The organism is Bifidobacterium longum subsp. infantis ATCC 15697 = JCM 1222 = DSM 20088 (genome assembly GCF_000269965.1).
GTDB lineage: Bacteria > Actinomycetota > Actinomycetes > Actinomycetales > Bifidobacteriaceae > Bifidobacterium > Bifidobacterium infantis.
In genome coordinates, this window is sequence record NC_017219.1 from 1,127,184 (window position 1) to 1,140,476 (window position 13,293).

Below are 13,293 nucleotides of genomic sequence, written 5' to 3' on the forward strand. Positions count from 1 at the left end.
CGTCGAGGAGGGCATCATGGCCGATATCACATGGAAGTCGATTCTCACCAAGCTGGTCGGGGGAGACCATCTCACAGCCGGGGAATCGGAGTGGTTTGTGGACGATCTGATGCAGGGCAACGCGGACCCCGCCGCCGTCGGTGCTGCGCTCGCCATGCAGGAGCAGCTGGGTCTGACCGCCGAGGAGGTTCGCGGTGCCGCCAAAGCCATGGTTCGCCATGCCGTGCCGCTGCACGTGTCCGGTGAGAGCACCGACATCGTGGGCACCGGCGGAGACGGATTCGCCACCGTGAACCTGTCCACCATGGGTTCCGTGGCCGCTGCAGCCGCCGGCGTGACAATCGTCAAGCACGGCAACCGCGCGGCGTCTTCGAAGTGCGGTGCCGCCGACGTGCTCGAGGACCTCGGACTGCCGTTGGATCTGAAGCCCGAGGCGGTCGCGGAAGTCGGCGACGAGGTGGGTATCACCTTCGCATTCGCCCGCACCTTCCACCCGGCCATGCGTTTCGTGGGCCCGATCCGCTCCGCGTTGGGCATCCCGTGCGTGTTCAACGTTTTGGGGCCGCTGACCAATCCGGCCAATCCCGCACATGTGGCCGTCGGATGCGCCGACCGGTCGATGAGTCCGATCATGGCCGCCGTGTATGCCAGCCGCGGCCAGTCAGGTCTGGTCTACACCTCGCATGAGGGTATGGATGAGCTCGCTCCCACCGGCCCGGTGAGCGTATGGGAGATTCGTGACGGCAGGGTCGACGAATCCGAGTTCGACCCCACCGTGGATCTGGGTTTGGAAGCCATCACCGTCGGGCAACTCAAAGGTGGGACGCCGGATACGAACGCCAACGCATTCAGGGAATTCCTGGCCGCCAAGGACGTTCCTTCCCGCACCACCGCGCTGCTGAACGCTGCCTCCGCCATCGTGGCTGACGGCAATCTGGTCGGCAACGGCACACTGGCCGAGCGCTTCGCCGAGGCCTACAAACTGGCCGAGGATGCTGTCGACTCCGGCAAGGCTGAAGCCCTGTTCAACAAGTGGATCGAAACCGCCCAGTCCAAGCGTTAGACCCGTGCGCCGTCGTCGTAGTATCCGCCCCGGTTCCCTGGGTGGTCTTTGCGGTTGAGGATTCCCGCCACCAGACCACCCAAGCCGAGAAGGACGCCCAATCCGAAGAGGATGTTGAGCAACGGGCCCAATAGCGGAATCGAATTCAAACCGGGAACGAGCACCATCACCATCTCGCCCACGAGACCGACGACGAGCAGCGTCACCAGCAGCATCGTGGACGTCCTGACCGGCCCGAGGTCGGGGTTCGGGGGAGTGAAGCCGCCATCGTCATGCGCGTCCATGCCGTTGTCGACGTCCAGCCAGCTGGAACCGGTGAAATCGCGCGGGCCAGAACGTCTGCCACCGCGGCCGGGACGGACGTCATCGGTGAACGATCCGATGTCCAGATCGTTCACGGAAAGCAGGGCCTCCTTCTCGCGTTTTTTGGCCTGCTTCTCGAACTTTCTGGCCTGGCGCGAGGAAGCCACGTCGTGCAGGTCGGCCTGATGTTCGGCTTCGAATGCGGCCCACGCCGAATCCAGATCGTTCGTGCCATGCGACCCGTCGTCGCCGTCTCCGGGCGTCCGGGGCGAAATGCCGTAATCCTGTCCGTTGCCCGGCGTGGGGGTTGGCCGCTTTCCGTCGGCATTGCTATTCTGGTTCTCAGTCATAACTGTCACTCTAATCAGGCGACCGGCCAATGGCTAGTTCGTCTGCGGGAGGAATGCCAAGTGCTCTACTGGTTCTTCGTCAAAGGTCTCGGCCCTATTGCTCGTCATCGTTTGAGCCCTGCTGTCAGCGGACTGAATAACGTGCCTCGAGAGGGTGGCGCGATTATCGCAGCCAACCATCTGGCGGTGATTGATGATGCTTTGATTCCGATTACCTGCCCGCGCATGGTGCACTTCATGGGCAAAGCCGAATACTTCGAGGGCAAGGGATTGAAGGGCAAGTTCAAGAAGTGGTGGTTCACGTCCGTGGGCGTGTTCCCGGTTGATCGTTCCGGTGGCAGCAAGTCGCTTGGCGCACTCGAGCACGCACGCGAGATTATCGAGGATGGGCACCTGTTCGGTATCCACATTGAAGGCACGCGCAGCCCGGACGGTCGACTGTACAAGGGACACACCGGTGCCGCACGACTTGCGCTCGAGACCGGTTGCCCGATTGTGCCGACCGCCATCATCGGCTCGGACAAGCTGCAGCCGATTGGCACGTCGATTCCCAAGAAGGGCAAGACCAAGGTGCTGTATGGTAAGCCGATTGAGGTTGCGAAGAAGCCGGTCGATGAGATTACACATGATGATTTGCGCTCGCTGACCGATCGTGTTTCCGCCGCAATCCAGAAAATGAGCGGTCAGGAATTCGTGAACGAATACGCCCAGAAGGTCAAGGCCGAGCTCAAGGCCCAGCAGGCCGCCGAAGAAGCCGAATAATGTGTGTTGGCTCCCCTCAGCGAGGGGAGCCAGTCGATTACTCTCACACGATGGTGAGGGTGATGACGGTGGGGTTGCCGTTGGCGTCGCGCAAGCGAGTCTTGCCGCCGTTGGAGAGGTCCGTATCGCCGCTTTTCACGGTACGTACCGTGCCGAACAGGCCACCGAGCACCTTGTCGGCTTTCACCTTGAACCCGAGACTCTCAAGCGTCTTGGTCACGGCGCTTTCCTGTTTGCCGACAAGGCCGGACGGTATCGTCGCCATCTCCGGACCCTTGGAAATCACCACGTCCACGCTATCTCCCCACTTCAGCTGGGCTCCGGCTTCCTGAGACGCGGAAATGACTTGACCAGCCTCGACCTTGTCATCGTACTGTTCGGTGACATTGGCCGTGAGCTTCAACTCGCCGAGCGCGGCTTGCATCTCATACTGGGTCTTACCGACGATGTCAGGCATGGTCACCGGCATCGGTCCCTTGCTCAAAGTAATCGTCACCTCATCGTTGTGCTTGGCCGTGGTACCGGGATCAGGGGAAATCGTCAACGCCACACCCTGCGGCGTGTCCATCGAATACTCATCCTTCGACTCGTCATGCTTGACATTATCGAAGCCAGCTTTCTTGAGCGCGTTCAACGGATTCTTGCCATTGGCCGAATTCGCGTCGAGAATATCCTTCGGGATGGTGGCCATCCGTACGCCCTTGGACACCACCACCGTAAGCTCCTGATTGGCTCGCTTGCTTATGTGGCTGTTCACAACGGCCTTGGTCTTGTTCACGGAAGAAGAGATGATCTTGCCTTCCGCCACGTCGTCGCTGTATTCCTCGTGCGTCTTGTAGGGGATGCCGAAAGCCTTCAACGTGCTTTCATACGTGGCCCAATCCGCGCCGGTCAGCGAACATTCGGTGCCTGCATTCGCATCGCAGGTCACGTCATCCGGCTTGGGCACACTCCAATAGCTGCCCGGTCCGGCAAACCACCACCAGCCGGCGGTTCCGCCGATTGCAGCCAGTACCAGCACGATCACCAGTACGATGAAGCGGTTTTTGCTGCGCTGCTTCTTTGGCCCGGTGCCATTGGAAGCGACGTCCGGCTCATCGGAAAGGGCAGGCGCTCGGGTGAAGGCATCGCCGGCCTGAGGCAGCACTTGTGTCTCGCTGCCGGACTGTGCCATGATTTGCGTCTTATGGGGAGCCGAAGCATCGGCTGGCGTCGACGAATCAAGTGCCGTGGTGGGGGCGACCGGAGGAGCCGGAGGATTGACGTCTGCGGCGCCACCGGTATCGGCGGTATTGCTTGCGACATCATCGGCCAAAAACGCCGGTACGGACGGCTCGAACGTTGCTGCACCGGCAGGTACGCCGGTCAGCGGGGCCTGCTCGGCGATATTGCCTACCAGCGCTGCAGCGGTGGCATCGGTATGATCACCTCCAATGGGTTCGGCATGCAAACGGTATTGCCACGCCTCCAGCGGCAATTTGGCGGCCAACTGGCTCAATTCCTCAGCTGCTGCCGCGCCATCGGTGGGGCGGACATCCACCTGACGCGCGGTCAGATGGGCGATGAACGCCGCCACGGACGGATCAATGCCCTGACAGACCGTGGCCACGGACGGCACGTCCTCATGAACATGCTTGAAGACAAGCGTCACCGGATTATCCGAATCGAACGGCACTTTGCCGGTCAGCATCTCCCATGCCATGATGCCCACGGAATACAGGTCGCCTTGCGCGGTGGCCTGATTGTTCTCGATCATTTCGGGAGCCAGATAAGCGGCGGTGCCCAATAGCATGCCGGTGGAGCTCAATGTGGCTTGGCTGGCGGCCTTGGCCAGACCGAAATCAGTGATCTGCACATGGCCGCGATCATTGATCAAAATGTTCTCGGGCTTGATGTCACGGTGGACCACGCCGGCGCGATGCGCGGAAGCCAGACCATCCAGCGTTTCCGCGACCACGCGCAGTGTCTCACGCACGGAGAATGTGCCTTGGGCGTTCATCTCATGCCGCAGATTGACGCCATGCACATATTCCATGACCAGAAAATCAAGTCCATTGAACTCGCCGGTGTCATACACCTGAACGATGTGCGGGTTGGCGATGGACGCGGCCGAATTGGCTTCGCGGCGGAACCGTTCGACGAACTGCTCCCGATGCGGGCCTTTGGCGAGTTGTGTGTGCATGACCTTAATCGCCACGGTGCGCCCCAGACGCTCATCGATGGCCTCATACACGGTGGCCATACCACCCTCGGCGATATTGCGCACGATGCGGTAGCGTCCCTCAATCATCTGTGCGGGCTCGTTCTCACTCATGTTGTATCGTACGGTTCCTTTAATCACGACTGAACATGTTCAGTGTACATGGCCCCGGTTACGCGGCCGGAGCATCAGCGCATAGCTTTCACGGGTTTTCACCGGTGTTTATGGTCTCATGGTCCGGCGGCTCGCATTGTGGACTATCGCAAGGATTCGGGGACGAATCGCGCACAAGCCTCGGTCAGACGGCGTTGCGCTTCGGAATTCAGCTCAAGACCGGCAATCGCCTTACGGGACTCACCCCATAGGGCAGCGATGCGCTCGCGGGATCGATCAAGAGCACCGGTCGACGTGAACAGTTCAATGGTGCGGGCCACCTGGTTGTCATTGCGACAATCTTCTTCGAAGATGGCAATCAGATCGGCCTTATCCGCCGTATCTGCCGCAGACAGAGCATCAGCCAACAGCACTGTGCGTTTGCCTTCTCGGATGTCTCCGCCAACTGGTTTTCCGGTATTGCGGCTTGATCCGACGACATCCAACAGGTCATCCGCCAGTTGGAACGCCAGTCCGAGCGGCCGGCCGACGGCCAACGCGCAATGCCTGGCCTGATCCGGGCTCTCTCCTGCGGCCAGCAGTGCAAGCAGCAGTGGAGCGATGGTGGTGTAACTGGCTGTCTTCCAGCGGAATACGTTCAATGAGGCGTTCGCCAGAGCTTCGGGATTAGACAGTGGGGTCATCTCGACGGCCAAGTCCAGTACCTGGCCGATTTCCACCTCACGCTGCATGGTAAGAAACGCCTCGTTCAGGGCATCGGTGTTGGGAAGACGGCTGGCGGACCGGCGTGTGATTTCAATGCAGGCAGTGGCCAGAATGTCGCCGAGCATCAGGCCCAAGCCACGGCCTATGGCACCGCTGTGTACGGCCTGTTCCAAGGCACGATGTGCGGAAGGCCTGCCCCGGCGCAGATCGGATTCGTCAATGATGTCGTCATGCACCAGTGCGGCCGTCTGAAACACTTCAATGGCGCAGGCCAGGTCGATCATGGCGTCACGCCGATCAGGCGTCACGTCGCCGGCAAGAATATCGAAGGCGTCCAATGCGAGCAGCGCACGCAGTCGTTTGCCGCCTTCGCTGGAGGAGGCGGCTTGGTCCACAACCTGTTCCATCACCGGTTTCAGGGCGTCGGTAACCTCGTCGGTGGCGGGGGCGGCAGTCAGTTCCCGCACCAACTGAATGATGCGTGGCTCGATGATTTCGCGGTTGTTAGCAGTTGTGCACATGCCTAATAACTTATCCACAGGGTTTGAAGAACACAAGAACGTTGGGAATCAAGGGTTTTGAAGCTAGAACCACAATGGTCGTTTTTTCCTGCGTCATACGGCGTTTTCAGCCATAGTGGGCACACACCCCCTCGGCGCATGAGCTATCTGGCTCGGCGCGCACCACAACACCAATAGATTGCACACCGTTAGTCAAGGAGGACATGATGAACAACAACACGCCGCACAAGCCGCGTAAGAGCCGACACGCCAAACGGCACGCCGCCGAGCAGACGGAGCCCTTTGGCTTTGACGAGTTGGAGACGAGATCACAGGAATTTCGCAATGATCGCCGACTTCGAGGCGCGCAACAGGCTAATGCCGACTGGGTGGCCGAACCATTGGACGAATGGCTGTCTTGTCTCGATGCCGGGAACACCGACCTAGGCCGAGAGACGATGGCCGCGTTTGCGGTGGGCATGCGCGAGACCTTATCGATTCGTGATGCGCTGATTCTCTCGTTGGTTATTGATGAAAGCCGTTGCCCCAAGTCATGGCTCATGGAATTCGCGGCGCGACCGCATCTGGCACGTACGAGAACACGAATGGGCGAGCTGCTGACCTGCGCATTCGAGGATGAAGGCATGATGCCGGATAAGGAGCGTTGCCATGCCGGCATCGGTATGTTGCTCGATATCGCGGAAGCCTCACCGGTGCCGTACTGCATACAGCCATTGGCCGTGATCGCTTACACCTTATGGTGGCTGGGCGATCCACGAGCAATGGTGTTCGCCTTGCGATGCCTGCTGCTCGATGAGGATTGTTCGCTGGCGGCGATGATATTCTCAGCCGCCGATCGAGGCGTGGCGCCGGCATGGTGCTCGGGCTGAGTGAACAGAAACGGCGGATCTCCGAGGTTTTACGCGCGATGCGCGGAAGGAAAGCGTGTGGTGATCGGCAACACGTCGGGCAACGATGTGGGAATAATCGTCCGTGGAGGGTGGTTTACTCACATAGTTGACGATTTGCCCTTGCTAGAAGTGGGCCCATGTGGTATATGCGCTTCACGGCGAGAGATCAGAAGGAGCAGTTTTGGCCACGAAGGAAACGACGGCAACCAAGCAGACAGCCGAGTCCAGCGAGGAGACCGAGAAGAAGGCCAGCTCTACGACCACCGCACGCAAGACTTCCGTCAAGAAGTCCAAGTCCGCAGAGCCCTCGGAAAAGACCACGCGCAAGTCCGCCGCGAAGAAAACCGCGAAGAAGGCCAAGGACGATGAACTCGTCAAAGACGAGGACACTCAGGTCGATGACGGGCTTGATGACGATGCCGAGGTCAACGACGACGATTTGGACGTCGACGATCTCGACGAGGATCTGGACGACGTTGACGAAGACGATGCCGACGACGACGATGTGGAAGAGGATGAGGACGAGGACGAGGAAGAAGCCAAGTCCACGGCACCCGAGCAGCCCAAGGAAAAGGGTGCCTACGTGGTCTCCGACACGGATGATGAGGAAGAAAACATCATCCCTTCGGGCAATCCGAAGCGTCGTGTGATTGCGGCCGGCGCAACCGCCGACCCGGTCAAGGACTACCTGAAGCAGATCGGCCGCGTGAGCCTGCTGAACGCCGAGCAGGAAGTCGACCTGTCCGAGCGCATCGAGGCCGGCCTGTACGCCCAGCACCTGCTCGACACCGAAAGCGAAGGCATGGAGTTCAAGCGCAAGCGTGAACTCAAGTGGGCCGCCGCCGACGGCAAGAAGGCTAAGGACCATCTGCTGGAAGCCAACCTACGACTTGTGGTCTCGCTCGCCAAGCGCTACACGGGTCGCGGCATGCTCTTCCTTGATTTGATCCAGGAAGGCAACCTTGGTCTGATTCGTGCCGTCGAGAAGTTCGACTGGAAGAAGGGCTTCAAGTTCTCCACCTACGCCACGTGGTGGATTCGTCAGGCCATCACCCGTGCCATGGCCGATCAAGCCCGCACCATTCGCGTGCCTGTGCACATGGTTGAAGTGATCAACAAGCTGTCCCGTGTACAGCGCCAGATGCTGCAGGATCTGGGGCGTGAACCTACGCCGGACGAGCTGGCCCGCGAGCTGGATATGCCGGTTGAGAAGGTGCAGGAAGTGCAGAAGTACGGGCGCGAGCCGATTTCCCTGCACACCCCGCTTGGCGAGGATGGCGATTCCGAGTTCGGTGACCTCATTGAGGATACCGACGCCATCGCTCCGTCCGACGCCGTGGCCTTCTCCCTGCTGCAGGAACAGTTCAAGCAGGTGCTGGAAACCCTGTCTCCGCGTGAGGCCGGCGTCATCAAGATGCGCTATGGCCTGGAAGACGGCCAGCCGAAGACGCTGGACGACATCGGCCGTGTGTATGGCGTGACCCGTGAACGAATCCGTCAGATCGAGTCCAAGACCATGTCCAAGCTGCGCCACCCGTCCCGTTCACAGACCCTGCGCGACTTCCTGGATCAATGATCATCTGGCTCCCCTCTGTGAGGGGAGCCAAGCATTTGAAGAGAAAAATAGGACTGTATGCCCAAAGAAGAATACGGCGCCAAGGACCTAGCTGTTCTTGAGGGCTTGGATGCGGTACGCAAGCGTCCGGGCATGTACATCGGCACCACCGACTCGCAGGGGCTTATGCACTGCTTGTGGGAGATCATCGACAACTCCGTGGATGAGGCCTTGGCCGGCTTCTGCAACGATATCGTAGTCACCTTGCACACCGACGGTTCCGTGGAAGTTGCGGACAATGGCCGAGGCATTCCGGTGGATAAGGAACCGAAAACCGGCCTGTCCGGCGTGGAGGTCGTACTGACCAAACTGCACGCCGGTGCCAAGTTCGGCAATTCGTCTTATAACGCCGTCGGTGGCCTGCACGGCGTGGGCTCCTCCGTGGTCAATGCCCTGAGCTCCCGACTGGACGTCGAAGTGGATCGTGACGGCAAGACGCACCACATGACCTTCCACCAAGGTCACCCTGGCGTATACACGGATGCCGACCCGGCCAATCCGTCTCCCGATTCCCCGTTCAAGCGCACTCGCAAGAACCGACCCACCGAGCTGGAAATCATCGGCAAGGTATCTCCCAAAACCACTGGTACCCGTATTCGCTACTGGTATGATCCGGAGATCTTCAACAAAACCGCCGAGTTCTCATACGAACAGCTCATCGACCGCGTGCGTCAGACCAGCTTCCTGGTGCCCGGCCTCAAAATCACCATCATCGACGAAAACGTACCCGAAACGGCGGCGACTGACACCGTCGAGGCCGCTGATACCGCCACAGTCGAACCCGTGCAAGAGCAGGTGCCGGCTTTGGACGTCTCGTCCAACGATGCCGAACTCTTCGGCGACTCCACCGAAACCCAAGTCGACAGTACCGGGAGCCTGACCGAGGAGAATTTCTCACTGACGGCCAGCGACCAGGTCGTCGACGGCGCGTTCGGCGAACAGCCCGCGCACCCGCGCGTCGTGGAATTCCTGCACACCGGCGGCGTCAAGGACTTCGTCGACTTCCTGTCCAAAGGCGAGCCGATCTCCGACATCTGGCGCATCCAAGGCGAGGGCACCTATAAGGAGGAGACCCAGGCCGTGGGTGAGGGCGGCGAACTGCACGCCCAGGAAATCGAACGCACCTGCGGCTTGGACATCGCCCTGCGATGGGTCAACGGCTATGACACCACAATCATGAGCTTCGTGAACATCGTGGAGACGCCCGGCGGCGGTACTCACGTGGACGGTTTCATGAACGCCATCACCAAGCAGATTCGCAAGGCGGTGGAAGACAACGCCCGCAAGCTCAAGGTGAACATGAAGGACTCCGCCATGAAGGTGGAGCGCGACGATATCCAAGCCGGACTCGTGGCCGTGGTCACCGCACGCGTGGCCGAACCTCAGTTCCAAGGCCAGACCAAGGATGTACTCGGCACCGCGCAGGTCAAGCCGATCGTCACCCGGCTCACCGACAAGCAATTCGGTGAGATGATCACCGGCTCCAAGCGCGGGTACAAGGAACAATCCGGCCGCGTGCTGGAGAAAATCGTCGGCGAAATGCACGCACGCATCCAGTCGCGCAAGGCCAAGGAGGTCACGCGCCGCAAGAACGCGCTCGAATCCGCCTCGATGCCGGCCAAACTCTCCGACTGCCAGCCGGGCAATGACGACGTGGCCGAACTGTTCATCGTCGAGGGTGATTCCGCACTCGGTACCGCCAAAGCCGCACGCAACGCCGGTTTCCAGGCACTGCTGCCGATTCGAGGCAAGATCCTGAACGTGCAGAAGGCGTCGATCACGCAGATGCTCTCCAACAAGGAGTGCGCAGCCATCATCCAGGTGGTGGGCGCCGGCTCCGGCCAGAGCTTTGACATCGAACAGTCGCGCTACCACAAGATCATCATGATGACCGATGCCGATGTGGATGGTGCTCATATCCGTATCCTGTTGCTGACGCTGTTCTACCGATACATGCGTCCGCTCATCGAACACGGCTACGTGTATGCCGCAGTGCCGCCGCTGCACCGCATCGCGTTGACCGGCTCGCACAAGGGCGAATACATCTACACGTATTCCGATGACGAGCTGGCCGGCAAACTGGCCGACCTCGACAAGAAGCACATCGGATACAACGACGACATCCAGCGATACAAGGGTCTGGGCGAGATGGACGCCGACCAGCTGGCGGACACCACCATGGACCCGCGCACGCGCATGCTGCGCCGCATCCGTATGGAGGACGCCGCCCAGGCATCCGAGATTTTCAGCCTGCTGATGGGCGACGACGTGCCGCCGCGCAAGCAGTTCATCGTCGACAACGCCGACGATTTCGATCGCTCCAAGATCGATACCTGATCGAAGACGTCGCTGATAATGACATCGTGCTTACCGAGAATTTCCGTAATTGGCGTTTGAGGTGAGCACGTTGTCATATGTTTTATTCGTGTTGCCCATGAGTTATTCGATAGACTGATGACATCGTTATCACAACCGATGCCGTACTGTGAATGGGAGATGGAACATGGCCATTCTGTTGCTTGCCGTCATCTATGTGGCGTTTATCAGTCTGGGGTTGCCGGATTCGCTACTCGGGTCCGCGTGGCCCACCATGAGCCAGAATCTGAACGTGCCGGTGGCGTGGGCTGGCGGCATCTCCGCAGTGATTTCCATGTTCACGATTGTTTCGGCGCTGCTTTCGGACCGAATGACATTGAAATTCGGGGCCGGTAAGGTCACCGCCGTTTCGGTGGCGTTGACTGCGGCGGCCTTGGCCGGTTTCTCCATTGCCCCGAATTACTGGGTGCTGTTGGCCATCGCCATACCGTACGGCCTTGGCGCGGGCGGCGTGGATGCGGCGCTCAATAACTACGTAGCCATTCACTACGAAAGCCGGCATATGAGCTGGCTGCACTGCATGTGGGGCGTCGGCGCATCGGTCGGCCCCTATATCATGGGCTATGCGCTCTCTCAAGGCCAAGGCTGGCCGTGGGGCTATCGGTACATCGCGATTCTGCAGGTGATGCTGACCGTCATTCTGGTGCTGAGCCTGCCGCTGTGGAAGAAACGTGGCACGACTGGGGGTGGCGAATCGACCGATGGCGCCGCATCATCTGACGGCAATGCCGAGGGATGTGGTAATGCTGAAGGGGCGTCTGTTGCTGAACGCAAACCGCTCGGCGTGGCCGGCGTGCTCGCCATTCGCGGTGCCAAGGAAATCCTCGTGATGTTCTTCTGCTACTGCGCCATCGAATCCACGGCGGGCCTGTGGGCCTCCAGCTACATGGTGATGCACAGCGGCATCGACAAGATCACCGCCGCCAGCTGGGCCGGTCTATTCTACGTAGGCATCACCGTGGGGCGTGCGCTTTCCGGCTTTCTGAGCATGCGATTCAAGGACCCGGTCATGATTCGCCTCGGCCAAGTGCTGGTGCTCGCCGGCATCCTCACCATGTTCGTGCCATTGCCTCACCACCTTGGCGTGGTCGTTGGGCTGGTGGTCATCGGCTTCGGGTGCGCGCCGATTTATCCGTGCGTCATCCACTCGACGCCGGCCTACTTCGGCGAAGACAAATCGCAGGCCGTCGTCGGCGTGCAGATGGCCTGTGCCTATGTGGGCTCACTGCTCATGCCGCCACTGTTCGGCATCATCGCGCAATATGTGACAATCAGTCTCTACCCGTGGTATTTGCTGGTGCTCTTGGTGCTGATGGTGGCCATGCACGAGCGTCTTCGTAAGTTGCGCGGCTGATCATGCGCGCATTTGGGCCCGCCGCCTACTATGCTTGGAGCCCATGGTGATAAGTGAAGAAGAACATAAACAGATGCCCGAGCCCGTACGGGAACGATTGGAAGCGCTGAAGGATGCGCCGGGCTCGGTAATCGTGGTCGGCTCGATGAACGCCGATTACACCGTGACCACCAAACGACTGCCCAAGCCAGGCGAAACCGTCAATGGTGGTGCCATGAAAGTGCTGCCGGGCGGCAAAGGCGCGAATCAGGCGTCTGCCGCTGCTCGCCTCGGTGTCAATGTCCAGTTGCTGGGCGCGGTGGGCGAGGACTCCAACGCGGACTTCCTATTAGGCAAGCTGGATGAGGCCGGCGTCGACACCGCCGATATCCTGCACGTTGAAGGCCCCAGCGGCACCACGGTAATCACCGTGAGCGCTGAGGGCGAGAACACCATCGTCTATTCGCCGGGTTCCAATGCCAAGGCAAGTGCCAGCTATGTGCAATCACATCGCACGACCATCGCCGAATGCGCGGTATTGGGACTGTGTTTGGAGAGCCCGATTTCCACCGTTATCGCCGCCGCGCAGACCGCGCATGACGCTGGCGTGACCGTGCTGCTCAACGACTCGCCATTTATGGACGAGCTTCCTCACGAACTGGTGGAAGCCACGGATATTCTTCTGGTCAACCAGCATGAAGCGGCTCAACTGCTGGGTCTACCGGACGGCGATGTGGAATCACTCGACTGGTATGAGGTCGCCGAACGATTCACCGATTACGGATTCGACCGGGCGATAGTGACGCTTGGTGCGTCGGGGGCGGTGGTGATCGAGAACGGACGTTGGCATCGCGTATCCGCCGCGCAAGTCAATGCGGTGGACACCACCGGTTGCGGCGACTCGTTCATGGGAACTGTGCTGGCTGGCTTGGCCGCTGGCCATACGCTGCTGCAATCCGCGCAAATCGGCTCCTATGTCTCCGCCTATGCGGCCACCAAGCTTGGTGCCCAAAGCGCCTACGGCACCGCCGAAGAAGTCATCGCCTACTTCAGCTGACCTA

Annotated in this window: 10 protein-coding genes; 7 read left to right on the forward strand and 3 right to left on the reverse strand. The window is 60.1% G+C overall.

The annotated features are described in order from the left end of the window. Positions 1–16 precede the first annotated feature (16 nt). A complete protein-coding gene (gene trpD / locus BLIJ_RS04835) occupies positions 17–1,063 on the forward strand; it encodes an anthranilate phosphoribosyltransferase (RefSeq protein ID WP_012577319.1) in 1,047 nt (348 codons plus the stop codon). On the opposite strand, the gene BLIJ_RS04840 is transcribed toward trpD, so the two are convergent. Continuing rightward, a complete protein-coding gene (locus BLIJ_RS04840) occupies positions 1,060–1,716 on the reverse strand; it encodes a hypothetical protein (protein WP_012577320.1) in 657 nt (218 codons plus the stop codon). The two genes, trpD and BLIJ_RS04840, sit on opposite strands and share 4 nt — an antisense overlap. A 60-nt stretch (positions 1,717–1,776) precedes the next feature. Here BLIJ_RS04840 and BLIJ_RS04845 point away from each other — a divergent pair, with 60 nt between their 5' ends. Beyond that, on the forward strand, positions 1,777–2,478 hold the full coding sequence (locus tag BLIJ_RS04845) for a lysophospholipid acyltransferase family protein (protein ID WP_012577321.1): 702 nt from the start codon (positions 1,777–1,779) through the stop codon (positions 2,476–2,478). 43 nt (positions 2,479–2,521) lie between these two features. Here BLIJ_RS04845 and BLIJ_RS04850 read toward each other — a convergent pair whose 3' ends face one another. Both BLIJ_RS04850 and BLIJ_RS04855 read right to left on the reverse strand, forming a co-directional pair. Then, positions 2,522–4,792: a protein kinase domain-containing protein gene (locus BLIJ_RS04850; RefSeq protein ID WP_012577322.1), complete on the reverse strand. Its 2,271-nt coding sequence runs from the start codon at positions 4,790–4,792 to the stop codon at positions 2,522–2,524. Between the two features lie 143 nt (positions 4,793–4,935). After that, on the reverse strand, positions 4,936–6,018 hold the full coding sequence (locus BLIJ_RS04855) for a polyprenyl synthetase family protein (RefSeq protein ID WP_012577323.1): 1,083 nt from the start codon (positions 6,016–6,018) through the stop codon (positions 4,936–4,938). Positions 6,019–6,224: 206 nt separating this feature from the next. Here BLIJ_RS04855 and BLIJ_RS04860 point away from each other — a divergent pair, with 206 nt between their 5' ends. The 5 genes from BLIJ_RS04860 (at position 6,225) to BLIJ_RS04880 (ending at position 13,289) form a co-directional block, all read left to right on the forward strand. Then, complete coding sequence (locus BLIJ_RS04860) at positions 6,225–6,887, forward strand: DUF4192 family protein (RefSeq protein ID WP_007052659.1); 663 nt, start codon at positions 6,225–6,227, stop codon at positions 6,885–6,887. 202 nt (positions 6,888–7,089) lie between these two features. After that, positions 7,090–8,484: an RNA polymerase sigma factor gene (locus BLIJ_RS04865; RefSeq protein ID WP_012577324.1), complete on the forward strand. Its 1,395-nt coding sequence runs from the start codon at positions 7,090–7,092 to the stop codon at positions 8,482–8,484. Between the two features lie 57 nt (positions 8,485–8,541). Further along, positions 8,542–10,860, forward strand: a complete 2,319-nt coding sequence (locus BLIJ_RS04870; RefSeq protein ID WP_012577325.1) for a DNA gyrase/topoisomerase IV subunit B — start codon at positions 8,542–8,544, stop codon at positions 10,858–10,860. A gap of 166 nt (positions 10,861–11,026) precedes the next feature. Then, on the forward strand, positions 11,027–12,253 hold the full coding sequence (locus tag BLIJ_RS04875; RefSeq protein ID WP_012577326.1) for an MFS transporter: 1,227 nt from the start codon (positions 11,027–11,029) through the stop codon (positions 12,251–12,253). A 43-nt stretch (positions 12,254–12,296) separates the two neighbouring features. After that, the gene (locus BLIJ_RS04880; RefSeq protein WP_014484746.1) at positions 12,297–13,289 is read left to right on the forward strand and encodes a ribokinase; all 993 of its coding nucleotides are present in this window, start codon (positions 12,297–12,299) and stop codon (positions 13,287–13,289) included. The last annotated feature ends 4 nt before the right edge of the window (positions 13,290–13,293 follow it).

Bases quoted from the DNA above. Each gene is read 5' to 3' on its own strand.
- trpD (WP_012577319.1), top strand. From the start codon at position 17: ATGGCCGATATCACATGGAAGTCGATTCTCACCAAGCTGGTCGGGGGA.
- BLIJ_RS04840 (WP_012577320.1), bottom strand. From the start codon at position 1,716: ATGACTGAGAACCAGAATAGCAATGCCGACGGAAAGCGGCCAACCCCC.
- BLIJ_RS04850 (WP_012577322.1), bottom strand. From the start codon at position 4,792: ATGAGTGAGAACGAGCCCGCACAGATGATTGAGGGACGCTACCGCATC.
- BLIJ_RS04855 (WP_012577323.1), bottom strand. From the start codon at position 6,018: ATGTGCACAACTGCTAACAACCGCGAAATCATCGAGCCACGCATCATT.
- BLIJ_RS04860 (WP_007052659.1), top strand. From the start codon at position 6,225: ATGAACAACAACACGCCGCACAAGCCGCGTAAGAGCCGACACGCCAAA.
- BLIJ_RS04870 (WP_012577325.1), top strand. From the start codon at position 8,542: ATGCCCAAAGAAGAATACGGCGCCAAGGACCTAGCTGTTCTTGAGGGC.
- BLIJ_RS04875 (WP_012577326.1), top strand. From the start codon at position 11,027: ATGGCCATTCTGTTGCTTGCCGTCATCTATGTGGCGTTTATCAGTCTG.
- BLIJ_RS04880 (WP_014484746.1), top strand. From the start codon at position 12,297: ATGGTGATAAGTGAAGAAGAACATAAACAGATGCCCGAGCCCGTACGG.